Consider the following 26907-nt stretch of genomic DNA (forward strand, 5'->3'; position numbering starts at 1 on the left):
GATAAAAAGGCTCTTGAATGATCAAGAGCCTTTTTAATATTTGTTAAAATGGAATTATTAATCCCACTTAGATCCAAAGAAATTTGATCGCCCCTTTTTCTTTGATTTTCCTTTACTACCATTTCCTTTTCTTTTACTTGGGAATTCAACTACCTTATCATCTTTATTGGGTCTAGATCCTGACTTATCAAAGTCTGATCTCTTTGAGCGTCCTTTAAAAGAACCATTATCGTTTTCACGCTTCTTTCCACCGCGACCGCGATTTCTATCACGACCACCGCTACGACCTCTATCTCTAGATCTTCTTACCTCACCTTTGTGTTCATTGCATCGTAGTTCACGTCCATCGCGTTGTGCTCCATCTAGAACTTTCATAAGTGGAGCAACTTCTTCACTTACGTCAATAAATGAATGTGCACCTTCAACTAGAATTCTTCCAACCTCTTTTCCTTTTATTCCAGTAACATCACAAATAAAACCAAGAATAGCACCTTTATTAACGTCGTCTTTACGACCTAGGTTTAAGAAGAATGTTTTCATCCCTTCTTCCTTACCATTAGTTTTATAACCTCTATCCTTACCAGAATCTCTATCACGTCCCTTGCTGCGATCATTTACATCAGTAATAGAAGAGCGCTTGTAAATACTTTCAAATTCACGGCTCAAGAATTTCATTACCAATTGTTCTTTGGTAATACCTTCAAGGGCTGCCATAACGCCATCTACTGTTTCAACATTCAGTTTCTTGTGTAGATCTTGAACAATAAGCTGTTCTGTCCAACGATTAATACGCTTATCGGCTATGTCTTCAATCTTAGGAATTTCACCCTTCTCAAAGTTTATTCCCAATTTACGTTCTAGAAATTTAAGTTTACGAGTATCTCCTTTGGTAACAAAGGCCATGGAAACACCCTTTTTACCAGCACGTGCGGTACGACCAGATCGGTGTGTGTAAAATTCTGGATCGTCTGGTAGAGCAAGGTGAATTACATGAGTAATGTCATCAACATCAATTCCTCTTGCAGCAACATCGGTAGCAATAAGAAGGTTTATATTTTTATCTCTAAAGCGCTTCATCGCTGCATCTCGTTGATGTTGCGACATATCACCGTGTAAAGCTTCGGTTGAGTAACCGTTATTATTTAACTGATCGGCTACATTTTGCGTATCGCGTTTTGTTCTACAAAACACTACACCAAACATATCCTGATCATAATCTAACATACGACGCAATCCTTCAATCTTGTCACTTGCTTTAAGTTGTACGTATTCATGAGAAATATTTGTATTTACAATATTCTCACGATTAACCTTAACTTCTTGTGGATTGTTCATGTAGGTATTAACGATTTGCTTGATCTCACGTGCCATAGTAGCACTGAACAACCAAATATTTCTACCCATATCACTCTTAGAAAGGATGTAATCGATATCTTCCTTGAACCCCATGTTAAGCATTTCATCGGCTTCATCAAGCACCATGAATCTTAAGGAATCTAGGCGTACTTCCTTACGTTTCATTAAGTCCATCAAACGACCTGGAGTAGCAACAATTACTTGTGCTCCTCTTCTCAAATCCTTGATTTGACCCATGATATTAGCTCCTCCAAACACGGGTACAATTTTCAACTTACCCAATTTGGAAGACATTAAGTCTAACTGCTTACAAATTTGTTGTGCTAGTTCACGAGTAGGTGCTAGAATAAGCGCCTGTGTATCGTCTGACGATGTGTCCATGAGCTCTAGTAATGGAATACCAAAAGCTGCTGTTTTCCCTGTACCGGTCTGCGCCAGACCTATAAAATCTCCATCATGTTGTAACAAGATGGGAATCGCTTGCTGTTGAATCTCTGTTGGATTCTCAAACCCCATTTCAGCAAGGCCGTCTAGTAACGGCTGTGATAGCCCTAAGGCTTCAAAATTTTTCAAATAACTTGTTTTAAATATTTTGCAAAAGTAGTGTTTTAAATTACTATTACGCACACTTATTGATATTTAACTATTAAGAAGGATTTTATATTTAACTTATTGTGCTTTCATACCTTTGCCCTACACTATTAGATATGAAACTTACCATTTTAGGATGTCACAGTGCTACACCTAGAGATAACGCACGACCTACTGCACAAGTATTGGAATTACGAGGCCATCTTTTTTTAATCGATTGTGGAGAAGGAACTCAAATGGCCTTGCGTAAAAACCGAATAAAGTTTGCTCGTATTAAGCACATTTTTATCTCTCATTTGCATGGTGATCATGTCTACGGTCTTATAGGTTTAATTTCTACATTTTGTCTTTTAGGGCGCGAGTCTGATTTGACGATTTATGGACCTAAAGGAATTAAGGAACTTATTCTACTACAATTGCGACTTGCTAAGGTGTATACTAGTTTTGATTTACGCTTTCGCGAAAGCGTAGAAAACAAAGAAACTTTACTATACGAAGATGACCAACTAGCTATACACACCATACCACTAGATCATAGAGTTTTTACGCAAGGATTCTTATTTCAAGAAAAACCAGGCGATAGAAAATTAGATGTCGCAGCCTGTGAAAGCTATGGTATCGATCAAGCTTATTATCGAAAGATAAAACAAGGTTTTAATTTTGTGCTTGATAATGGTGAGGTGATACCTAATGTTGAACTTACTACTGATGGTGATGAGCCAAAGAGCTATGCTTTTTGCAGTGATACAGTTTATAAAGAAGATATTGTTCCACAAATACAAGGTGTAACAGCCTTATACCATGAGAGTACTTTTTTAAAATCTCATGCTCATTTATGTGACAAAACAAAACACTCTACCGCCGAAGAAGCTGCAACTATAGCTCTCAAAGCAAATGTAGGAACCCTTATACTGGGACATTATTCATCAAGATATGGTGACTACAATTTGTTTAAAGAAGAGGCTCAAACTGTTTTTAAGAATAGTGAGCTTGCTCTAGATGGCAAGGTTTTCCAATTTTAACCTCTACGTCGCTCTAATAATATCATCATCATTAAACTGAGCATGACTCTTATTTTGTCATCTTGATCGATCTCTGCTATTTTGTTTAAACTAAACTTGCGACCAAAAAAAGAAGGTTCTTTCACTAGCTCTACTACTGGACTTCCATTTGATACGACCGTTACATCATAAGCTGGATTAAACAAATATCCTGTAAAAAAACCAAGTACAGGAACCTCTCCTAGCAAGCCATCTAAGAAGCGTGTCATTGCACTGCGCTCTTTTATTATATACTGTGGTTGGTTATTTTGATCTACGATATGATACTCTGCCTTCCACATTGAACGCCAGCCTTTACGAGCAACCTTACCAATTACCCTACCGTTGGGATCAATCATGGAATAAGCTGTACTCCAATCCAACCATTTGTCTGCCTTTATGTTATAAAGAATTTGCGTTCTACTCTCATCGGTATAAACATTGACCGATTCTTTGAGCTTAAACATTTTTTGTCTCACATAAGCGACTGTTTTGCCAGTAGCATCTGTAGCGACAAAATCATTACTTATGGTCGAGATTTTGAACTTAAAATTTATAGGGAATTGGATGTTCTGCATGATCTGGTTTTTTGGTTGTAATTGAGTTTTTTGATTAACTTTCTATTTAATCTTTAACCACTTCTAATTTAGCAAACCTTAGAAGTAACTTTTTAATACCACCTATTTTAAAATTAATTTCAGCTTTTTTCTCGCCACCAGCTCCTTCAATGTTTAAAATCTCACCACGACCAAATCGGGCGTGCTCCACTAAAACTCCTGGTTGCAGAGCGCCTAGATCATTAATAGGCGCTGCTTTATTAGATGCGCTAGCAACTGGACGCAGTTTTCTCAACTTTCTTAATTGTTCTGGACTAGGATTGTTAACACTAGGTGGCGTACCGTTTTTGGGTTTTGATTGACGTAATTTTGACTTATCTGGTTCATCCCATAGATGATCGCTAAGTGCACTTTTAAAACGATAATCATCAGGTGGTGTGGTGTATTCTAAATATTTATCATCAATGTCGGTTAGAAAACGACTAGGTTCTGCATCAACTAATTTTCCCCATCTATATCTACTTAATGTGTATGTGAGGTAAGCTTGATGTTCGGCACGAGTTAAAGCTACATAGAATAAGCGTCGTTCTTCTTCTAGTTCTTCTCTGGTATTCATACTCATAGCACTAGGGAATAGATCTTCTTCCATACCAACTATGTATAAATAGGGAAACTCTAAACCTTTTGATAAGTGAATCGTCATAAGAGATACTCTATTTGTATCACCTTTATCATTATCCAGGTCTGTTGCCAGCGCCACATCTTCTAGAAATTCTGCGAGAGACCCACGCGCTTCATCGACTTCCTTTTGTCCTTCGACAAAATCACGCATACCATTAAGCAATTCTTCTATATTTTCTATTCTAGAAATACCTTCTTGAGTACCGTCTTTCTTAAGCTCGGTGAGATAGGCACTTTTTTTAATAACATGTTCGGTTAATTCAAAAACATTGCTAGTCTCTTCCATTACTTGGAAACTTTTAATCATGGTAGCAAAGTTTTTTAACTTGGTTCTAGTTCCTGTATGAATACCAGCTCCTATTTGATCAATATTTTCTATAATTTCAAAGAGACTGCGACCATAATTTTTTGCAGCAACTACAATTTTATCCATTGTAGTTGCTCCTATACCTCGAGCAGGATAATTGATTATGCGTTTAAGAGCTTCTTCATCTTTTGGATTAACGATTACTCGTAAATAAGCTAGTACGTCCTTAACTTCTTTACGTTGATAGAAGCTTAAACCTCCATAGATTCTATAAGGAATATCTTTTTTACGCAATGCATCTTCTATTGCTCTAGATTGAGCGTTAGTCCTATATAGAATTGCAAATTGATCGTTATCTAATTGATGTTGCATCTTGTTTTCAAAGATGGAACTCGCAACGTAACGACCTTCTTCGGCATCACTCATTAATCGGTGTACGATGATTTTAGGACCATCCGAATTTGCGGTCCAAACCACCTTATCCAATTTCGTTTTATTGTGTTCAATTACCGAGTTTGCAGCTTCCACAATATTCTTAGTTGAACGATAATTTTGTTCAAGTCGATAAGCTTTTACATCATCATAATCACGTTGAAAATTCAGAATGTTATTAATATTTGCACCTCTAAAGGCATAGATGGATTGAGCGTCATCACCAACTACACAAATATTCTGATACTTATCAGAAAGGGCCTTTACTATCAAGTACTGTGAATGGTTGGTATCTTGATACTCGTCTACCAGAATATATTTAAATCGTTCTTGATATTTGGCTAAGACTTGTGGAAACCTATTCAATAATTCATTTGTCTTAAGTAACAGATCATCAAAGTCCATGGCTCCTGCTTTAAAACAGCGCTCAACATATTCTTTATAAATATCTCCAAACCTAGGTCGACGTGCCATCGCATCGGCCTCTTGAAGATCGGCGTCATTAAAATAAGCTCTTACAGTTATAAGGCTGTTTTTAAGTGAAGAAATTCTATTTTGAATTTGTTTGTATTTATAAACCTCCTTATCCAGTCCCATCTCTTTAATGATAGCACTTACTAATCTTTGAGAGTCTTGAGAATCGTATATGGTAAAATTTGATGGATATCCTAATTTATCTGCTTCCATTCTAAGCAGTCGAGCAAATACAGAGTGAAAAGTACCCATCCACAAGTTTTTTGCCTCACTTTGTCCAACTATGTCAGCGATACGAGTTTTCATTTCTCGTGCTGCCTTATTAGTAAAGGTTAAAGCCAGAATATTAAATGCGTCAACACCTTGCTGCATAAGATAGGCTATTCGTAAAGTAAGTACACGCGTTTTTCCTGAACCTGCACCAGCAATTACGATCATAGGACCATCTTTTTGCAAAACTGGTAATCGCTGTGCATCATTGAGTTGTGATATATAATCCTCCACTTAGTATCTTTTTCTAGAACGGTTCAAGATACGAGTTGAAGGTTGATTTTAAAACCTATCTTTTAAAATTTTATACACGTTAACAACTGTAAAATCAGGGTAGCTTTTTGAATTCTTTTTTGATAATAACTTACTGCATCAAAATAAAGATACTCATCCACGAGAAAGGGTATCATAAAAAAACCGCTCTAAGAAAAGAGCGGTCTTTCAACATTACATTACTATTACTAAAACTTAATTATCCAGTTACCATTTTAATTACCTCAACATCTACTTGTGGCGACTCAAATTGATTACTGGTATTTTTTTCTCCACTAGCCTTAAGAGCCTTATCTCCAGCAAAAAATGTTTTATGATCATCTCCAAGATCAGATCCTGCCATACGTTGATGCTTCACACAACTTACTCCTTTTCTAATTTCCTGACGTTGAACATTTTCAACATAGGCAAGCATTCCTTGAGAACCAAAATAATCTTGAGCTAGATCATTCATGTGTAACGCAGTGGTATGATAGGTAGGCAAAGTTATGAGATGGTGAAAAATTCCCGCTTGCAATGCAGCATCACGTTGGAAGGTTTTAATATTTTGATCTGCTATCTCGGCCAATTCCGTATTATCATATCGTTCATCCATAAGATAATCACGATTGTATAGTGTTATATTTTCACCATTGGCCAGCATTTGGTCATAAGCTTGTTGCCTGAAATTCAATGTCCAGTTGAAAGATGGCGAATTGTTATAAACCAATTTTGCATTTGGTACAACCTCACGCACACGCTGTACCATATGGGCTATTTGCTTCACGTTAGGTGTAGGTGTTTCAATCCATAACAAATCTGCACCGTTTTGTAAACTCGTGATACAGTCTAATACTACTCTATCAATATTAGTCCCATCCTTGAACTTATACAGGCCATTTGCAAGTCTAATAGGGCGTACTAATTTACCATCTCGCTTAAGCAACACATCGTCGTTATTTGCTTCATCTAGGGTTACTTCTTCAGTATCTACAAATGATAAGTATTGAGAAGCAAGATCACCAGGTTGTTGAGAAACTGGTAATTTTTGAGTAAGTCCTGCTCCTTCTGAATCTGTACGAGCAACGATTACTCCTTGATCTACACCTAGTTCTAAAAACGCATAACGTATTGCTTGTAATTTTGCCACAAAGTCCTCATGAGGAACAGTTACCTTACCATCCTGATGACCACATTGTTTAGCGTCAGAAACTTGGTTTTCAATTTGAATAGCACAGGCACCAGCTTGTATCATTTTTTTTGCCAATAAGTATGTAGCTTCCTCATTTCCAAAACCAGCATCAACATCAGCAATAATAGGAACCACGTGAGATTCAAAATTTTCTATCTTGTCTATAACATCTTCTCCATTTTCTAATCTTTTGAATAGATCATTAAGTTCAACGGCATCAGCCTGTTTGAGAAAATCATATATTTCTTCAATTAGTGCAGGAACTGCTGTTTTTTCATGCATGGATTGATCAGGCAATGGTCCAAATTCTGACCTTAATGCCGCGACCATCCAACCTGATAAATACAAATAGCGTTTTTGAGTTGTTTGATGATGCTTTTTTACGGCGATCATTTTTTGTTGCGCCACAAATCCGTGCCAGCAACCTAATGACTGGGTATACTTTTCTGGATTTTCATCATATTCTGCCATGTCTTTTCTCATAATCGCAGCAGTATATTTTGCAATATCTAATCCAGTTTTAAAACGATTTTGTACACTCATTCTTGCAGCATATTCTGGTTGAATTTGATCCCAAGAGTTACCGTATTGTTTTTTTAATTGTTGCACTTTTTCTAATACAGTTGTGTAGGTACTTTGTGCGCTAGTTTTCATAATTTTGCTATTAGTAAATTAATTTTGCTTGAATCCTGTAGATTGTTGCCGCAATCGCAGGATTTTTTTATATAAATTGATATGCTGGTAAAGTCAAGAACTCCTCAAAATCTGGATTCTCCACCAGCTGTGTATAAATTTCGATTGCTTTATCTAACCGGTTATTCGGTATTTTACTGAATATCTCTTTGAGCTTATTTACCTCATCATTAAAAAGCTCGGCATACAAGGTTTTATTTAAAACACGATGATCATCTAATCGAACTTCATTTTTCAGCCATTGCCACAATTGTGTCCTTGAAATTTCGGCAGTTGCAGCATCTTCCATTAGATTATAAAGTGCTACTGCACCGTGACCTCTCAACCATGCCTCAGTATATAGAATACCTACATTAATGTTTTTACGCACTCCTTTTTCTGTTACTGATCCTTTAGGCAACTCAACTAAGTCTGCTTCATTTACCGTAAGGTCTTTAAGTAGGCGATCTAATTGATTTTCCTTAGGCATGTGCTTATCAAACTCATCCATTGCTATTTGTACTAGCGCAGGATGTGCAACCCAGGTACCATCATGACCGTTTTTAACCTCGCGTTCCTTATCCTTACGCACCTTTTCTAGTGCAGCTGCATTTGCCTCGTCATCATTCTTAATAGGAATTTGAGCAGCCATACCACCGATAGCTAGAATACCTCGTTTATGACATCTTTGAATAACTAATTTTGAATAGGCATCCATTAATGGAGATGTCATGGTAACCTGATCGCGATCTGGAACTATAAAGTCTTTATGATTTCTAAATTTTTTGATATATGAAAAAATATAATCCCATCGACCACAATTCAATCCTACTATATGATCACGTAATTCGTAAATAATTTCATCTAATTGAAAGCTCGCCGTAATAGTCTCTACCAACACTGTAGCTTTAAAAGTTCCAAGTGGTACTTCTAGGTACGCTTCCGCGAAAGCGAACACATCATTCCACCATGTAGCCTCTTCATAATGCTCAAGTTTAGGTAAATAGAAATAAGGTGCACTACCCTTTTTCAAAAGCACTTGCGTATTGTGAAAAACGTATAGGCCAAAATCAATAAGACTACCAGATGAAATCTGATCTCCAAACATCAAATGACGCTCCTCTAGGTGCAGTCCACGCGGACGTACAAGAAGAACTGCGGGACATTCATTGAGGTTATAAGATTTACCAGTTTTAGGATGTGTGTATGAAATAGTCCTTTGATTGGCATCCCTAAGATTTTGTTGTCCTTGCATGTTGTTGTCCCATGTAGGAGAATTACTGTCCTCTAGATCTGCCATAAAAGTGCGCGCTCCAGAATTAAGAGCATTTATAATCATTTTTCTATCCACAGGACCTGTAATCTCCACACGTCTATCTCTTAAATCACTGGGAATAGTTCCTGCTCTCCAGTCAGAATTTCTAATGTGGGAAGTTTCCTGAGGAAAGGATGGAAAATTACCTTTATTAAAATATTCCTGTGTGGCTTTTCTTTTATCAAGCAGTTCTATACGTCTTTCATTGAATCGGTGATGAAGCACCGATAAGAAATCTAAAGCTTCATCGGTTAAAACATCATTATAATGATTAGTAACCTGAGGATCAAAAGATACTGCCGGAGCTTGAGCTATTAAATTTGTCATGTCTTGTAGATTTGATTCCAAAACTATATCAAAGAATTTTATAAAACAAGCGAACGTTCGCTAAATATGAATATTTTCTATTATCATCTTATTCTCAAAATGATTATTTTTGAAATATGAAGGAAGATTATATCAAATTGATTTTTGGGCTTAAGCTACGTCAAATAAGGAATGATAAGGATTTATCTCTTTATGGATTATCTAAATTGAGCGGACTTTCAAAATCTTATTTAAATGAGATAGAAAACGGTAAAAAGTACCCTAAACCGGATAAAATTGTGCTGCTTGCCGAAAAATTAGAAGTTCCTTATGATCAACTAGTATCTCTTAAGTTAGATAAAAAACTTGCACCTATAGGTCGATTATTAGAGTCTAATGTATTTAAGGAAATTCCTTTGGAACTTTTTGGAATTAAGGAGCGACACCTTATAGAACTCGTTTCCAACGCTCCTGATAAGGTAAGTGCTTTTATAAGCACAATCATTGAAATAGCCCAACATTATAATTTTAGCAAAGAGAGTTTTTACTTAGCTTCATTGAGATCCTACCAAGAGGCCAATTATAACTATTTTAAACATCTTGAGGATGAAGCAACAGCAATAGCAAATAGGTTTCAAATAAATTTGTCTTCGTCGATCAAATCAGAAGATTTAAAAGAAATTTTAATCGAAGAGTATCATTATAAGATTAATGCAGAGGCGTTAGGACATCAACATGGTTTAGAAAACTTAAGATCTGTTTTTGTACCAAAAAGCAAAACACTACTTGTACATCATGAGGTGGATGAATCCCAACGCACTTTCATATATGCAAAGGAGTTAGCCTACCAACATCTTAAAATTGAACAGCGTGTCAATACGTTCCCATGGCTTAGTTTTGATTCTTTTGATCCTGTTTTAAATAATTTTTACGCGTCCTATGTAGCAGGTGCTCTTATTTTAAGTAAGCAAATTCTTGATATCAAGCTAAAAGCAATATTTGAAAAGGACACTTTTGATAAATCTGCCTTTTTACAACTCATAAATAGTTTTAACGCATCTCCTGAATCCTTTTACCAAAGGCTAACGAATATTTTACCAGCATCTTTCGGAATTAAAAATTTATTTTTTCTTAGACATACGCATCAAGTAGGTACAGATGATTATTGGCTTAAAAAAGAACTTCACCTTGCTCATCAACATTCTCCTAGGGCCAATGAAACAGATGAACACTATTGTAGAAGGTGGGCTTCCATAAAAGTTTTTAAAAAAATTACCTCATCAAATAAGGAACATGAAATGGATATTCAAATTTCAGAGTTTCCAGAACCAAATGTGAAATACTTAATTCTATCGTCGGCCACCAAAGATCCTTTTAAGGATGGTCATTACCGTAGTATCACAATAGGTATGTTTATAGATAAAAGTCTAGAAAGAAAAATCAAATTTATTAAAGACCCTTCTTTAAACTCCTATAAAGTAGGTGTAACTTGTGAACGTTGTAGTATCACAGATTGCGACGTACGAAAGTCACCACCGAAACATCTTATTAAACAAGAAAAACACAATCAAGTGGCAAATCTTGTTAGAGAATTAATGCACGAATTTGAATGATTTTAATATCCATTTAAAGTACTCAATTTAGTATATTTACTTTTAAACTTGCTAACTAAGAATAATGTTATTATGTCTTTATACAACAAATTAAAGTGGATTCTAGGTATACTTATTGTTTTCGTTTTAATCATCGCAACCAATCTAATTGATAAGAACAACTTTACACGTGTTCGTGATTCGGTGGTTACTATTTATGAAGATAGAATAATAGCAAGCGATTTGATTTTTGAATTGCAGCAATCCATACATGAAAAAGAGGTTGCTATCGTTTTAAGGGATAGTTTGTTTTACAAAAATCAAAACTCTAGAGTAAACCAACATATAGAGTCTTTACTTGCTAGGTACGATGAAACGAAGCTCACCAAAAAAGAATCCAAAATTTATAAAAATTTAAAAAGCAACCTGGCAGATTTAATGACTCTAGAAAACAAGAATACCTCCATTAATCTCTTAAATAAGAATGAGATTCTAGCAAAAATTGATAATCTTAAATCTAATTTAAGTGATTTGTCTAAAGTACAGTTGGACGAAGGTGGAAAACAAATGTCAATAAGCAGAAAAGCTCTAGACACTGTCGAATTTTTTACTCAATTAGAAATTTGTATTCTAGTTGTCCTTGCTATTGTGATACAACTAATTGTAATGTATAATCCTAAAAAAACGGAGTGATGAAATTTTGGCCTTCCATATAAAATCGAATTATATGAAAGGACAAAATTATTTATTTATAAGTAACTAGGATATCAGCAACTTTTTGAAGATCTGTTTCATTAATTTCTGTTTTTGGTGCTAAAGGAAAAATCTGTTTCCCAGGTCTACTAATGAATGCAGCACGCCATCCAGCCCAAAGTGCGCCAGCAACATCCCATCCATGAGCTGCAATTATCATCGCCTCATTTGACTTTATTCCCATCTTCCTCGCTCCCCATTCATACGTCTCTCTGAATGGTTTAAATTTTCCAATATCTTCTACACTTAACTTTTCGTCAAAGAAATCAGTGAGTCCAGCGCTTTCAAATTGTTTTTTAACTCCTGCGTTCGAGGAATTAGTAAATGATACTAATTTGTAACCATCATTTTTTAAATCTGCTAAAGCATTTTTTACATCAGGATGTGCAGGTAAACCTCTTAAAGCTTCAACTATTACTTCACGCGCTTGAGATTCGGTAATATCAATCCCATTATTTTTTGCTACCATTTGTAAGGCTGCAGCGCCTATGTAACCAAAATGTTCATACTGACCACTCGCTGTTGTTACTAAGGAGTATTGTAACATTGTAGTGAACCATAAGAACAAAAGATCGTCTCTTCCATTTAAAGCTTTACCAACCTGCGTTTTCATTTGTGTCAAATCCAGTAATGTTTCATTAACATCAAAAAACAACACCTTAGGTCGTTCTAAATTTTCGGTTTTCATAGGATTCCAGTTTGGGGCTGAGTTTATCAAGTTAGGTAGCATCATTGATGATGCTCCTATCATACTCAAATTTTTAATAAAGTTTCTTCTGTTAGTCATAATCTAGATAAAATTTAAGTAGGCACACAACAATGTGTACCTACTTAAAATAGGCTTACTTATTTTTTTTCCAATCAAATTTTGCAAAACCTTCATCTAGCTTGGTTTCTGCAATGTGATTAGTATAATTACTAATCACTTTTTGGGATAAACCTAAGATTATATCCAGTAAGTTCTTTTGATTATATCCTGCTGCATAAAAATCTTGTAAGGTTTTTTCATCTATAAAACCTCTGTTTCTTACAATTGCAAGAGTTGTATCGCGTAAAGTTTCCAATTTAGCAGATGGCAATTCAGATTCATTACGTAGGGCTTCAATGATTTCATCATCAACTTTCATTGCTTTTGCTATTGCTGTATGAGCTGGAACACAGTAATGACATTCATGTTCTACATTGATCGTTTGCCATACCACAGTTAACTCTTCATCATTGAATGATGATGAAGCAAAAAGTTCATGTAGATTTTGATATGCTTCTAAAAGATTAGGTGATTCAGCTAGTACGCCATGTAAATTTGGAACGTATCCATAAGCTTTTTGCGACTTTTCAAGAAGAGCCTTACTCTTCTCTGGAGCACTTTCGATTGTGTGAATTTCTAAGATTTCTGATTTTTGACTTGTATTCATAATTTGCAATTTTTATAACTAACTAATCGGTTAGTTATAGATTAAAAAAAATTATATTGAATTAAATATTTGTTCGATGTAATTTTCTAATTGATCTCTATCAAAAACTCTTGAGGCACTGGACAAACCAAACATAGCAATCAATAAATAATCTGATTGTTGATTAATTGTTTCGACTGTTCTTGAACTATCCTTACTTAACGCATTGGCAAAAATGTCTTTCACTCCTAAGGTAAAGTTTACCAAAGCATTCTTTATTTCTGGAGCAGCCTTATCTCCTAATTCGTTTTTTGTATTGGTAATCAAACAACCATTTTTGTTGTTACCTCTTTGTGAAAATGAAAGGAATTTATAGAAGTAATTTTTAATCGCTTGCTTTCCATTCTTTCCTTTTTCTATTTCAATTAACAAGCTGTTCAATTGTTCTTGATAACATTTAATACTGGCTAACAAAAGACCTTGTTTACTGCCAAAGCTTGAATAAATGGAAAATTTATTGATTCCCATTTCCTTCTCCAGCATATGCATCGAGGTAGTTTCAAAACCATTACGCCAAAAAAGATTCATCGCCTTCTCTAGCACATCACTTTCGTTATATTCTTTAATTCTTGGCATTTTAAACAAAGTTGAATACAAAACTAAACAATCGTTTAGAAACAGCATACAAATTAACGTTACTTTAATCTATGAGCACTATATAACCTTAGAATATCACAAGCTCCAAGTTTTGCATGTTTATTTTATAGTAATCATTGTACTTTTAGGCCTTTAATACTTCAATATGGAAAATGTAATTAATTTTTTATCTGAATTAGCGTGGTATTGGTACCTAGTTGTATTTATTATCCTAGTAGCGCTTTACGATTTATTCAATCGCAAGCATATTATACTACGTAATTTTCCGGTGGTAGGTCACATACGCTACTGGCTAGAAAGTATAGGTCCAGAATTAAGGCAGTACATAGTGGCAAATAATAGAGAAGAACTACCCTTTAATCGAATTGAAAGAGGTTGGATTTATGCTAGTGCAAAAAACGAAAACAACTATGAAGGATTCGGTACTGATCGAGATATACACTCTCATCAATACATATTCGTTAATAATGCAATGATGCCTTTTAAAGTTGAAGAGGATCATATTTCCAAACGCAAACCAGAATTCGTTCCTTGTGCTAAGGTCATAGGTGCTTCAAAAAATAGAAAAAGACCATATAGACCAGCAAGTGTTATAAACATTAGTGCCATGAGTTATGGATCTCTTAGCGCCAAAGCAGTTGACGCCATGAATCAAGGTGCAAAAAAAGTTAATGCATATCACAACACTGGTGAAGGTGGCCTTTCTCCCTATCATAAAAGAGGAGCCGATGTAGTCTTCCATTTTGGAACTGGATATTTCGGTGTACGTGATAAGGAAGGTAATTTTTCCATGGAACACATGAAAAAATTAGTCGCAGACAACCCACAAATACGTGCAATCGAGGTCAAGCTATCACAAGGAGCCAAACCTGGAAAAGGCGGTGTGCTTCCTGGATCAAAAATAAGTAAGGAAATAAGTGAGATACGTAATGTACCTATGGGTAAAGATGTATTATCTCCGCCTACTCACAGTGCCTTTGACGGTATTGAAGGTTTAATTGAATTTGTTGAGGATATCGCTCGAGAAACAGGACTACCAGTTGGTATAAAAGCAGCCATCGGTAAGCTTGCTCAATGGGAACAACTTGCAGACATCATGCAAGCTACAGGAAAAGGACCCGATTTTATAACTGTAGATGGCGGTGAAGGTGGTACTGGAGCGGCGCCTCCTAGTTTTGCAGATCATGTTTCACTTCCATGGGTGCATGGATTTGCAGATCTATATCAAGTCTTTAATAAACGAGGCATGGCAAATGACATCGTCTTTATTGCAAGTGGTAAATTAGGATTTCCGGCAAAAGCAGCTATGGCATTCTCAATGGGTGCCGATGTGATTAACGTAGCACGTGAAGCGATGATTGCAATAGGATGTATACAAGCACAGGCATGTCATAACAACACCTGTCCTACAGGAATAGCAACTCAAAACAAATGGTTACAACGTGGGATAGTGGTTCCTGAAAAGGCAGATCGACTGGCAAGTTACTTTACTAAGTTTAATAAAGAACTACTAGAAATTACCCATGCTTCAGGATATGAGCATCCTTGTCAATTTAACATGGAAGATGTTGATATTTCATTGGGTGATATGAATCTCACACAAACTTTAGAACACACCTACAGATACAGAAAGACTCCAGTAGATTATATCGGTTTATCAAAAATGGAAAATTGTCCCTATTTAGGAGGCAAATTAATACTTTAAAATAGGTTCTTGATCAAATTAATTTTGATAAAGATATCTGGTTAATAGAATACAATTACTGGACTACAAGTGCGTTATTTATTTTAAATTCGCCTGAACTATATTAAAACTAAAACAACTTCAATGGACAACATTCTTCCACAGGTCTTTTTATCTTTATTACCAGCTGCCATAGTAGGATTTGTAGCATACATATCTATCGCTTCATTTATGAAAAATGAAGAACGCCGTCGCAGGTTTTTAACCGTTAGAGAGTCGCAAGGAAAAACATTACCTACTCGCATGAGTGCCTATGAAAGAATGACTCTTTTTCTAGAACGTATTAAACCAGCCAATATCGTTGTACGAACAAAACCTGGTAATCTATCAAAAAGTGATTACGAGCAGTTACTGGTTAATACCATTGAGCAAGAATTTGAACACAATATTGCTATGCAAATTTATGTGAGTGAAGAATGCTGGAATATCATAAGGGCTGCAAAAAACACAACCATTCAACAAATAAGACAAGTAGCTCTCAAAGAAAAAAATTCATCGGCGGCAGAGTTGCGTAGTGCGTTACTCAACGATCTTATGGACAAACGATCTCCTAGTTCTACAGCGCTAAGTTTTGTGAGAGAAGAAGTAAGCAATCTATTCTGATCAAGATCAACTTTAAAATTTAACAACCTTTTTCAAAACTATTTTTGTTTAAGTATTAATTTTATAACTTAAACAAATGTTTTGAAATTATATCAGCATCACGCTACACAAAAACTACCGATAACTTTAGATGAGACATGGGAATTCCTTACCGATGCCAATAATTTAAAGTTACTCACTCCACCAGAATTACAAATGAAAGTTCTATACGGGACTGATCGCGGTATGTATCCTGGGCAGCTTATAGAGTATTCAGTAAAACCACTTCCTTTCTATAGAACTAATTGGGTTACACACATTACTCAAGTAGAACTCAAAAAATTTTTTGTTGATGAACAAATGTATGGTCCATATGCTACCTGGCACCATGTACATTTCATTAAAGAAATACCAGGTGGTACTTTGATGGAGGATCTTATACATTACCGATTACCATTGGGAATTTTAGGAAAATTAGGAGCTCCATTGGTAAAGAAAAAGCTTGAAGAGATATTCCGCTTTCGCGAAAGCGCACTCATTAACCATTTTGGTTCCTTCAAAGAAACAACCGCTCCTGAGAACAAATCCGTAAGTAAACATCAAATATTAAATTAACATGTCAAAAAATATATTATTAATAGGCGGAAGCCATGGAATAGGAAATGCCATTGTACAACACATGCATCAAGACCATAATCTATTTGTAGCATCTAGAGAAAATGAGAATTTACCAGACGATGTCACACATATACCATTTGATGCTACTACAGACGAGCTTGATGTAAGTCAATTACCAGAAAGTCTAGACGGGTTTGTGTATTGTCCCGGCAGTATCAACCTTAAGCCATTTAAAATGCTTAAACAAGAACATTTTGAAGATGATATGAATATAAATTTCTTTTCACTTCTTAAAGTTACGAGAACCGTTCTTCCACTATTAACTAAAGATGGTAACAGCAGTATTGTTTACTTTTCAACCGTTGCAGTAGGAACAGGAATGCCTTTTCACACAAGTGTAGCTGCCGCAAAAGGCGCTATAGAAGGATATGCTAAAGCTCTTGCTGCAGAATATGCTCCAACTGTAAGAGTTAATGTCGTAGCACCATCTCTCGTTGACACACCACTTGCTGGCAGGTTATTAAATAACGATGCAAAAAAAGAGAAAATGGGTGATTTACATCCATTGAAAAGAGTAGGAACTGCTGATGATATTGCCAGTATAACTAAATTTTTACTAGAACAAAATAATGGTTGGATCACAGGTCAAGTAATTGGAGTTGACGGCGGAAAATCCACTTTAAATTTAGGTAATTAATGTCTCGTAAGGTAAATGTATTTTGGTTTCGCAGGGATTTAAGACTAGATGACAACGCTGGTTTTACTGAGGCTTTGAAGGGCGATCTACCCGTTTTACCCATCTTTATTTTTGACAAAAACATTCTTAATAAATTACCTGAAGACGATGCCAGAGTGACTTTCATTTTTGAACATTTACAAGGTATGCGTGATGAGCTTCAAGAAAAGCATGGTAGCTCGATAGCAATTTTATACGATGATCCGGAAAGTGCTTGGAATGAATTGCTGAAGGATTTTGATGTCAATGCTGTTTATACTAACCGCGATTACGAACCCTATGCCAAAGAGCGTGATGAAAAAGTTCAAAAGCTCCTGAGTAATAAAAATATTGAATTTAACACGTTCAAGGATCAAGTTATATATGAAAAGGATGAAGTGGTTAAAGCAGATGGTGATCCCTATGTGGTTTACACTCCATATAAAAACAAATGGTTAGAACAATTTAGAAAAGACGTAGGACAAGGTAAAGACATCACCACATACAACACTGGATATTATTTAAAAAACTGTATCGAGCATAGTAGATTACCTAATGTGAGCCTGGCAGATATGGGATTTAAAAAATCTAGTATCGATGTTACCGACTATAGAGTGACTAAAAAAGTATTATCTGAATATGAATCTACTCGTAATTTCCCTGCTAAGCACTACGGTACATCTAGGTTAGGTCCTTATTTAAGATTTGGAATGGTGAGTGTGAGAAAAATGGTAGCAAATGCAGATCATGTAGAGAACAAAACATTTTTATCAGAGCTTATTTGGAGAGAGTTCTTCATGCAAATTTTGTATCATTTTCCACATACTAAAGACGAAGCGTTCAAATCAAAGTACGACCGTATCGAATGGCGCAATAATGAAGATGAATTTGAAAAATGGAAAAACGGTCAAACAGGATATAAATTAGTTGACGCAGGAATGAGAGAACTTAATGCTACTGGATATATGCATAATAGAGTTCGCATGCTTGTGGCAAGTTTCTTGTGTAAACATCTATTAATAGACTGGCGCTGGGGCGAGACCTATTTTGCCGAAAAATTATTGGATTATGAAATGAGTTCAAATGTAGGTAATTGGCAATGGGCTGCTGGTAGCGGTGTAGATGCTGCTCCTTACTTTAGAATATTCAATCCAATAACACAAAAGGATAAATTTGATAAACAACAAGAGTATATCAATGAATGGGTACCTGAACACGATACTGATAAATATCCAGACATGATGGTAGATCACAAAGAAGCTAGAGAACGTTGTCTTAAAACCTATAAAGAAGCTGTATCCTAACAATTGAAGCTTGATAAGATTAATATCGTGTGGTTTAAGCGGGATCTTCGTTTACAAGATCATCTGCCTTTAAAAATTGCACTTCAAGAAGATGTCCCTACCCTACTGCTGTATATTTTGGAACCAATAATATTGAATGACGTTCATTACAGTGAACGTCATTTTACTTTTATAAAACAAAGTCTTGAAGATTTAAACCGTACCCTTTATAACTATAATACTAGGATATTATGTATTAAAGATGATGCTAGTTTAACTTTTAATAAGCTATCTAGTTTATTTAATATTACCACCGTTTACTCACATCAAGAAACTGGAATTTACAGTACATATGAGCGAGATATACAAGTAGGTAAATTATTAAAAGATAAAGGTATTCGGTGGAATGAATCTATCTCTAATGGAGTAATAAGAGGTATATCAAATAGAAAAACCTGGAAAGATCAATGGATTGAATACATGAATGATGATTTACAACATTCTGTATTTAATAATTCTATGGTAGTACATAAAGACAGTGTTTCCCAATTGAGCAACCATTTCAATACTTTCAGTTTAACCTATAAGGAATGTGCTAATATTCAAAAAGGTGGAACGACCACCGGTTTGAAATATTTTAATTCCTTTTTAGACGATCGTATAACAGGCTACAATAAAAACTATTCAAAACCATTGACCAGCAGATTACACAGTAGTAGGTTAAGTCCATACATAGCTTGGGGTAACCTAAGTATGCGTATGGTAGTTCAAACTGCCGCAAGTAAAAAAAATAGTATTAAGGACTTACGTAATCTTAACTCATTTCTTTCAAGATTAAGATGGCAGGCTCACTTCATCCAGAAATTTGAAATGGAATTTCAAATGCAATGGCGCAGTCTTCATCCCGCTTATAGAAATTTGGGTAAGAAAACAGATGAAAGATTAGTAAAGGCATGGAAAACTGGTCAAACAGGCTATCCACTGGTAGATGCTGCCATGAGATGTCTTATAGATACGGGATTTATCAATTTTAGACTGCGAGCCATGCTTACCAGTTTTTTTGTTTTTCATCTATGGCAACCTTGGCAAAATGCGAGCCCACATCTCGCCCAACATTTTTTAGATTTTGAACCTGGAATTCATTTTCCTCAATTACAAATGCAAGCAGGAGTAACAGGCGTCAATATTATTAGAATCTACAATCCTATCAAGAACAGTTTAGACCATGATCCAAATGCAACCTTTATTAAAAAATGGGTTCCAGAATTGAAAAATTTACCTATTGGATTTATCCATGAACCTTGGAAAATGACTTCCATGGACGAGGCTTTTTATGAATTTAAACTAGGTGAATCTTATCCAAAACCGATTGTTGATGATAAGCTTTCGCGAAAGCGTGCAAGTGATATCCTTTATGGCATCAAAAACTCTATCGCATCCAATTTGGATTCACAAAAAATTATAAAAAAACATACCAATCCAAATCGTAAGGTGTGGAATGGCGATGAAGGATTAAATACAAGCAACTAGATTTCAACGCAATAACAACTTAATCAAGTGCCCTAGCAAGGCCGTAAGGTTATTTTGGCACGCTGGTTGATATTACTTAATTGTAGTTGACAATGAAGTCCTACATCTAAACTTACAACTATGAACAAGCTCATTACTTTACTACTATTATTAGTAGGATCAGGTGTAAGCCAAGCCGAAAAACTAGAAGATCATCGTAGTTACAACTTTGATGATAGAATTATTTTTGTTGAAGGAGGCATTGAATTTGCTGTGTTCCCAGATGGACAATTTGACTTCAATTTTTTAGAATACGGTCCTCAATCTAGCGTCAGTATAAACACGTCTAATATTAATATATCCTTTAATACGGGTTATGATTATGACCGTTATGTACAATATGATAATTACGGAGCGGTAATACAAGTAGAAAGTGTTCCTATTTATTATGATGGCTATGGTAGAATTATACAGGCAGGCGATGTATTTATAAATTACCGTAATGGATGGGTAAACCGTGTAGGAAGCTTATCTGTATTCTATAATCGTCCAGGAGTTATTGTAAGAACAGCTGGCTTTATTAATCCTTTTAATCGCGTTTATGTTTATAGGCCATGGCACAGGTTTTATGCTATTCCAATAGTTGATAGATGTATTGTATGGAACAATCCTTACAGATTGTATTATAATCCTATTAGATTTTCTTGGAACTACCACCGTACTTACTGGAGAAGCCCTAATTATTATAACGGTTGCTTTGTACGTAATAATGTGAGACGTAACTTTTATAGACCTAACGATCGTGTACGATTAAGAAGCTTTGAAAGAGGTCGTAGAGATTCTCGTGGTCGCGCAATAGCTTCAAACAACCGAGGTCGTAACGAAAGAGCTGCAATTTCAAGAGGAAGAACAACCGTAAATCGTACTGCCACCTCATCAACACGACGCAGTAATGCTACTCGTAGTTCAAATAATAATAGAAATACTGCCATTACAGGACGTAGTTCTAGTAGGTCTAATGAAAGAGCAACACGATCAACTCGTAGCTCAAGAAATACAACCTTAGGTACAACTAATAGAAATTCCAGAGTAGAATCTAGATCAAATAGAACTGCCAGAATCACGAATAATTCAGGATCAAACAGGTCCAACGAACGAATCGCAAACTCTAGAAGTACACGAACTAATCGAGTAGCTCCTGCAAGATCTAATAGATCCACTAGAGCAACAAGTTCTAACAGATCTAGTAGACCAACTAGTGCAAGAAGCACAAGAGGAAACTCGAGAGCAAAGAGCACTAACTCCAGTAGATCAAAAAGATCAAATAATACTAGTTCTTCTAGATCTCGTAGTGGCGGCAGATCTTAAATAAAAAATAGTGAAGTTGTAACTGCCTGAGCAATCAGGCAGTTTTTTTTATTCTATACTTTTGGTATAAACCAGTAAGTTCATAGCTCACCTTACCTTTTAAAATAGCTAGTATGTAATAAGCTGTGATTAAAATGCTTTTAAGTGCTATGTTGAGATATACATTTAAACTAAAATCCCAAAACACAAATAGAAGTACCCCAACAATCACTATCAGTAGTGATTTCCAGGTTTGTGGCGTCCAGGGATGAATGTAAAGTCTGTGATAAACGTAAAGGACTTTTGCAAGAGAATAACTCAAGTAGGCAACACATGTTGCAATGGCAGCACCTACCAATCCATAAATGGGAATAAGCCAAATGTTTAAACCTATGGCGACTAGTACCAAACACAAACCCATCCAAAGTGTCACTCTATATAGATTAGTATTGTATAATATAGCATTATTACTTCCTAAAAGTGATTCAGAAAATTTAACCAAACTTATCAAGTACACTACCGGTATCGCAATGCTAAATTCAGGTTCCAGTAGTTTGTAAAACTCATTTACATTACAAACAATTATTAAAAGCAAAAAACCAGATACGATGCTTAAGTTAAGAGAACTACGTTTATATAATTTCTCTAAATCTGTGGTATTGTTAGCAGCATAATAACTAGCAACTAGTGGATGTAAAACTTGCGCCATTCCTCGAGCAGGCACTGCTATAACCGCAGCTATAAAAATTGCAACGTTATAATAGGCAATATTCTCAATTTCATTAAATTGATTGAGCATTCCTTTATCTAAATCTAGCATGGCCGTCCCTACCGATCCAGCTATAATCATAAATAAGGAATAAGTAATTAGTTCCTTAGTAGCTAGTAATTTTCCCCAACGCCATTTTGGGTAATAAATTCTATAAGCCACAATCTTCATGAGAAAAGCTCTCAAAGCATAAATAAGAACTAGACTATAGATAAATTGAACTTGCGTAATGATTTGGGTTGCTACAAGAATAAGCATTACTGTAGCAGACAACCTATAAAAAACTTCTTTAAGGAAATTGCCACCTATTGTCTTCATATGTACTTTGGACCAAGCATAAAAAATTTCGAAGTAACCTTGAAAAACAGCTATTAAAGGAATCGTCCAAAGAAAATCACCCGTTATCTGATTTTCTCTAGAAATGAAAAGCCTTGCTTGGTCTTGATTAAAGTATAGCAAAACAAAGAAAGGTATAATTATTAATAATGGCCAGAAGAGCATTTGTGTAAGAAAAGTATCTTTCTCCTTTTTAGTTTTAAAATGAGCAAAGTTTTTTACGATTGTGTTGTGAATCCCAAAAGACATAAGTGGAAATAGCAGGAATGCCATGGATAACACATAACCCCATAATCCATAATATTCGTCATCTAAATAAGTAGTGGCTAGCAATAATACATTAACAGCTCCTAGCAAAAAACCAGCTCCTGTGATGCCAAAATTCCACGCGCTATGTTTAATTACTATTCCCATACCTCATTTACCAATTGATTCAAACTATGCGTAAGATTCTTACGATGGAACTGCTCGATATCAGTTGCATCAATCCCAATATTCTTATTTTCTAAATAATCATTGAATCTGGAAAGAATATAGTTTTTAAGATCTTGTTTAGCATCATAGGTGAAAAAAGAACCAGCTTTTGCCTTCTCTACCCTAGTTTTAATTTCGGCATTAGAAGGTCCAAGGGCAATTATAGGTCTTCTACTAGCCAAGTATTCAAATAACTTACCAGGTACTATGGCTTGTGTGTCCTTAGAATCTATTTCAATAAGTAATAGTAACTGAGTTGCCTTCATTAGGCTGTATGCCACATCATGCTTAACATAACCATGATTTTCGAGATAAGGATTCAGGTTATAATCCCTAATACTTTTTAATATTTCATCACTTACATTTCCTGCAAGTACTAGCTTGAAATGAGATTTAAACAACTCGTTTTCTTGAGTCAATTCTAATAGAACTTGCCATAACACATGTGGATTACGATCAGAAAGCAAGGTCCCTATATGAGACATTGTAAATACACCAGGCGGCTGCTTAGTCATTGAGTTTACAGCCCTATCAAATCCATTGGTAATTACTCGTATAGGTGTGTGAGTTTTCGTTGCAAACTCTTGTTTAGTATGTTCACTAGTGACTAACAAATGATCACAAGCATCCAGTACTTTTTGTTCTAAGGATTCGTGTTTACGTTTTGCGATACGGGTAAGTTGTAGTGATTTGTGATAACCTATCGTGGTCCATGGGTCCCTAAAATCTGCTATCCACTTCAACTGTGACAACATCCTCTTGAGTTCTAATCCAACCAAATGAACAGAGTGCGGCGGTCCGGTTGTAATGATAATGCTGGAATTATTGACTCTATCTTTTAGTTCCTTGACCACGCGATTCTTCCAACCAATTCTTGCGTCTGGTATAAAGAAATTACCTCTTATAAACAAAGCGATTTTTTCCTTCCAGGATGGTTGCTTATCAAGTATGCCACGTTGTAATTTTTTAGTACGCTTTCGCGAAAGCTTACCCAACCACTTACTAGGTTCCGCTATTGGAACTTTTATAATAGATATGTTTTCTGGAACATCGCTATTCAATGAAGAATCAACTACAGGATAATCTGGATTCTCAGGTATGACAACAGTTATATCATAGTTGTAATGCGATAGATATTTTATGAATTTAAGCCAGCGCTGCACTCCTGGACCACCAGCAGGTGGCCAGTAATACGTAACCAGAATTAAGGAATTATTCATTATTTACTCTTGCGAAATTCATAAAACAATCCACCAATAAATAACAGTAATAGTAGCGCATTACTTGCCAGCATAATTTTAGTTCCTGTTGCAACAACTTCAGGTTCAAATTTCATTGTTACTTCATGTTTTCCTGCAGGAACAGCAATGGCTCGTAGAGCATAGTTAGCTCTAACTATAGGAACTGTTTTACCATCAACAGTTGCTTGCCATCCATGCGGATAATACATTTCTGAAAACAGCACTACACCATCTTCATTGGATTGAGTAGTATAGGTTAATTTCTCTGGATGATATGAAGTCAATTTAACGGTAGCGGCAGAGTCTAATTTTATAATAGGACTGCCTAACTTTTCATATTGGTCTTTAGTGATGTAGGCGTGATTATCTCCATCCAGATTTTTAAGCTGTAGTATTTCTTCATTTTGATTTTCAACTACTTTTAAATCCTTTACAAACCAAGCAGGACCTAAATTTAATGGATTGCGCTGGGCCAATACTCCTGTACTGTCTTGATCGATCACGTACCTAGCATTTAGCATACTCAACAATTGAATGTTTTGCGCGGTTACTCCAATAGGTCTCGTATTTTCATCTTCAAAATAAAACCTGTGCAAATCATAAAATCTTCTAGGTTTAGCGCCGTGATAACCACCCAAAGCTTTATGAAATTTTGATGCGCGAGCACTAGTCAAAGGGCTCATCAGTAAATCATATACCTTAAAATGCCCTTGATCTTGTTGTATTTGAGCATCAGCTTGTGTGTAAGGTAATGCGTTATCATATTCTCTTGCAGAGACATAGTCCTCTTCATTCACATATTGTAAGTCAAAACTTACTAAGTCAATTAGTATCACCAATGCACAAACGATCAAAGCAACCTTTTCTGTAACTTTTTTCTCGAGTGCCGTGTAAATTATAGCAGCAATTATCAAAATACTTACAAGTGCTTTGATAGCATCAGCTCGCATCATATTAAGTCTATCTTTTCTAAGGGCTTCTACAAATAAGGTTCCTAGTTGTTCATTTTGAGCAAAATAACCATCTGATGGACCAGCAAAATCAAATAGTTTACCGCCAAGTAGAATTAGTATTAACAAAAAACCACCAAACCCTGCTGTAGCAAAGAGCAATGCTTTTTTACGTTTAACAGCTAGTGTCTTGTCATTGAAGATATGATATAATCCAACCGCGGCGAGAACAGGCACTAAGAATTCTATAATGACCTGTATGGATGTAACTGCTCTGAATTTATCATAAAATGGTACGTACTGGATAAAGAATTTAGTCAAAAACGAGAAGTTATCTCCATAGGAAAGTAATAATGCTAAAAGGATAGACCCTAATGTCCACCATTTCAATCTTCCTTTAATTAGAAATAAAGCTATAACAGCAAGAAAAACCACGCTTACTCCTAGATAGGCAGGAGCTTCAACTATAGGCTGTGCTCCCCAATAAGTACTTACATTAGTATTAAGAAACTCTTGGGCATAATTTGCTGGTATTCCTTGCCCCAAAAGATAGTTCATACTTCTTGAGTCAGCATCTGGCGTTGTTCCACTACCACCACCGGCAAAACTTGGAATGATAAGATTTAAGCTTTCACTTAAACCATAACTGTACTCTGTGATATAATCGTAAGGTAAAGCTTGTTGTGGTTCCACGCTTTCGCCTTGAGCATTAATAGAAATAGAAGATGGTCCACGTGTACTTTCCTTAGAATATTCACTGGTTGCCATGAGATTTGCACTGTTTGTACCAAATGCCAATAAAACTGCTACTACCAGTATACCTGTGCTCTTAAAGAAATGTAGCAATAAGCCTTTTCTAATTGCATCAATAAAATAAGCAATTCCTAAAATTACCATTGAAAGCCCTAGGTAATAGGTCATCTGTGGATGGTTAGCCTGTAACTCTAGTCCCATCGCCAGTGCGGTGAGCATAAAACCCCATAAATAGCGTTTTTGAAAGACTAGTAAAATTCCTGATAGAACAAGTGGGAAATAGCCTATCGCATGGGCTTTGGCATTGTGACCAACGCCTAATATTATAATAAGATAGGTGGAGAATCCAAATGCGAGTGCTCCTATGATCCCTATTTTCCATGGTATGCGCATTACCAGCATTAAAATGTAAAAGGAAATTAAGTAGAGAAAGAGGTAATCTGCCGGACGTGGCAGGAACCTTATGGTCCTATCAATAGTATCAAAAAAATCGTAATCATATCTTGCTCCTAACTGATAAGTAGGCATACCACCAAAAGCGGAATCGGTCCAATAAATATCCTCACCTTGTGCTCTATAATCCAGTAACTGACTGGCATTACCTTTATATTGAACAATATCGTTTTGGTATAATTTTTTACCGCTTAGAACAGGACTGAAGTAAGCTAAGGCTGCAATTAAAAAAATCGCGATAGCGATAAAGTGCGGCCAGATTTTTTTAAAATCAAGCTTCATGAAGAAGGTT

At 35.7% G+C, this 26907-nt stretch carries 21 protein-coding genes; 10 read left to right on the forward strand and 11 right to left on the reverse strand.

All coding sequences use genetic code 11. The annotated features are described in order from the left end of the window. Nucleotides 1–57 precede the first annotated feature (57 nt). Nucleotides 58–1929 (reverse strand): DEAD/DEAH box helicase, encoded by a 1872-nt coding sequence (locus I5168_RS12295; RefSeq protein WP_431471963.1) that lies wholly within the window; start codon nt 1927–1929, stop codon nt 58–60. A 134-nt stretch (nt 1930–2063) separates the two neighbouring features. Between I5168_RS12295 and I5168_RS12300 the strand changes: the two genes are divergently transcribed. Then, nucleotides 2064–2969 carry a ribonuclease Z gene (locus I5168_RS12300; RefSeq protein ID WP_431471964.1) on the forward strand — a complete coding sequence of 302 codons (906 nt, stop codon included), beginning with the start codon at nt 2064–2066 and terminating at the stop codon, nt 2967–2969. Here the strand turns inward: I5168_RS12300 and I5168_RS12305 are convergent. From I5168_RS12305 to aceB, 4 genes are all read right to left on the reverse strand, one after another. Then, on the reverse strand, nt 2966–3565 hold the full coding sequence (locus I5168_RS12305; RefSeq protein ID WP_431471965.1) for a hypothetical protein: 600 nt from the start codon (nt 3563–3565) through the stop codon (nt 2966–2968). The two genes, I5168_RS12300 and I5168_RS12305, sit on opposite strands and share 4 nt — an antisense overlap. Before the next feature lie 46 nt (nt 3566–3611). Next, nucleotides 3612–5942 (reverse strand): ATP-dependent helicase, encoded by a 2331-nt coding sequence (locus I5168_RS12310; protein ID WP_431471966.1) that lies wholly within the window; start codon nt 5940–5942, stop codon nt 3612–3614. A gap of 238 nt (nt 5943–6180) precedes the next feature. Beyond that, the gene (locus I5168_RS12315) at nt 6181–7806 is read right to left on the reverse strand and encodes an isocitrate lyase (protein WP_431471967.1); all 1626 of its coding nucleotides are present in this window, start codon (nt 7804–7806) and stop codon (nt 6181–6183) included. Nucleotides 7807–7873: 67 nt separating this feature from the next. Then, complete coding sequence (gene aceB, locus I5168_RS12320; protein WP_431471968.1) at nt 7874–9466, reverse strand: malate synthase A; 1593 nt, start codon at nt 9464–9466, stop codon at nt 7874–7876. Between the two features lie 116 nt (nt 9467–9582). On the opposite strand from aceB, the gene I5168_RS12325 reads away from it, so the two are divergent. Both I5168_RS12325 and I5168_RS12330 read left to right on the forward strand, forming a co-directional pair. Beyond that, nucleotides 9583–11058: a helix-turn-helix domain-containing protein gene (locus I5168_RS12325; protein ID WP_431471969.1), complete on the forward strand. Its 1476-nt coding sequence runs from the start codon at nt 9583–9585 to the stop codon at nt 11056–11058. Between the two features lie 72 nt (nt 11059–11130). Beyond that, the gene (locus tag I5168_RS12330) at nt 11131–11730 is read left to right on the forward strand and encodes an MCP four helix bundle domain-containing protein (RefSeq protein ID WP_042278257.1); all 600 of its coding nucleotides are present in this window, start codon (nt 11131–11133) and stop codon (nt 11728–11730) included. A 52-nt stretch (nt 11731–11782) separates the two neighbouring features. Here I5168_RS12330 and I5168_RS12335 read toward each other — a convergent pair whose 3' ends face one another. The 3 genes from I5168_RS12335 to I5168_RS12345 form a co-directional block, all read right to left on the reverse strand. Next, nucleotides 11783–12541, reverse strand: coding sequence for a haloacid dehalogenase type II (locus I5168_RS12335; RefSeq protein WP_431471970.1), 759 nt, complete (start codon nt 12539–12541; stop codon nt 11783–11785). Between the two features lie 91 nt (nt 12542–12632). After that, nucleotides 12633–13205 carry a carboxymuconolactone decarboxylase family protein gene (locus tag I5168_RS12340; protein WP_105018946.1) on the reverse strand — a complete coding sequence of 191 codons (573 nt, stop codon included), beginning with the start codon at nt 13203–13205 and terminating at the stop codon, nt 12633–12635. Between the two features lie 51 nt (nt 13206–13256). After that, entirely contained in the window at nt 13257–13820 is a 564-nt protein-coding gene (locus tag I5168_RS12345) for a TetR/AcrR family transcriptional regulator (protein ID WP_042278250.1), read from the reverse strand. 166 nt (nt 13821–13986) lie between these two features. Between I5168_RS12345 and I5168_RS12350 the strand changes: the two genes are divergently transcribed. From I5168_RS12350 to I5168_RS12380, 7 genes are all read left to right on the forward strand, one after another. After that, nucleotides 13987–15546: an FMN-binding glutamate synthase family protein gene (locus I5168_RS12350; protein WP_431471971.1), complete on the forward strand. Its 1560-nt coding sequence runs from the start codon at nt 13987–13989 to the stop codon at nt 15544–15546. Nucleotides 15547–15669: 123 nt separating this feature from the next. Then, nucleotides 15670–16188, forward strand: a complete 519-nt coding sequence (locus I5168_RS12355) for a hypothetical protein (protein ID WP_042278246.1) — start codon at nt 15670–15672, stop codon at nt 16186–16188. 81 nt (nt 16189–16269) lie between these two features. Next, complete coding sequence (locus tag I5168_RS12360) at nt 16270–16782, forward strand: SRPBCC family protein (RefSeq protein WP_431471972.1); 513 nt, start codon at nt 16270–16272, stop codon at nt 16780–16782. A gap of 1 nt (nt 16783) precedes the next feature. Further along, nucleotides 16784–17482, forward strand: coding sequence for an SDR family NAD(P)-dependent oxidoreductase (locus tag I5168_RS12365; RefSeq protein WP_431471973.1), 699 nt, complete (start codon nt 16784–16786; stop codon nt 17480–17482). Beyond that, nucleotides 17482–18804, forward strand: coding sequence for a cryptochrome/photolyase family protein (locus I5168_RS12370; RefSeq protein ID WP_431471974.1), 1323 nt, complete (start codon nt 17482–17484; stop codon nt 18802–18804). Before I5168_RS12365 ends, I5168_RS12370 begins: the two co-directional genes overlap by 1 nt. Nucleotides 18805–18831: 27 nt before the next feature. Continuing rightward, nucleotides 18832–20313, forward strand: coding sequence for a deoxyribodipyrimidine photo-lyase/cryptochrome family protein (locus I5168_RS12375; RefSeq protein ID WP_431471975.1), 1482 nt, complete (start codon nt 18832–18834; stop codon nt 20311–20313). 120 nt (nt 20314–20433) lie between these two features. Then, the gene (locus I5168_RS12380; RefSeq protein WP_431471976.1) at nt 20434–21660 is read left to right on the forward strand and encodes a hypothetical protein; all 1227 of its coding nucleotides are present in this window, start codon (nt 20434–20436) and stop codon (nt 21658–21660) included. 34 nt (nt 21661–21694) lie between these two features. Here the strand turns inward: I5168_RS12380 and I5168_RS12385 are convergent, their stop codons facing one another. From I5168_RS12385 to I5168_RS12395, 3 genes are read right to left on the reverse strand one after another with little or no spacing between them, the layout of a single operon-like run. Then, on the reverse strand, nt 21695–23158 hold the full coding sequence (locus I5168_RS12385; RefSeq protein WP_431471977.1) for a lipopolysaccharide biosynthesis protein: 1464 nt from the start codon (nt 23156–23158) through the stop codon (nt 21695–21697). Further along, a complete protein-coding gene (locus I5168_RS12390; protein WP_431471978.1) occupies nt 23149–24438 on the reverse strand; it encodes a glycosyl transferase family 1 in 1290 nt (429 codons plus the stop codon). The genes I5168_RS12385 and I5168_RS12390 overlap by 10 nt, the downstream gene beginning before the upstream one ends. Further along, complete coding sequence (locus tag I5168_RS12395) at nt 24438–26897, reverse strand: YfhO family protein (RefSeq protein ID WP_431471979.1); 2460 nt, start codon at nt 26895–26897, stop codon at nt 24438–24440. Before I5168_RS12395 ends, I5168_RS12390 begins: the two co-directional genes overlap by 1 nt. Between the last annotated feature and the right edge of the window lie 10 nt (nt 26898–26907).

It is taken from the genome of Nonlabens sp. SCSIO 43208, assembly GCF_050703575.1.
GTDB classification, from domain to species: Bacteria; Bacteroidota; Bacteroidia; order Flavobacteriales; family Flavobacteriaceae; genus Nonlabens; species Nonlabens tegetincola.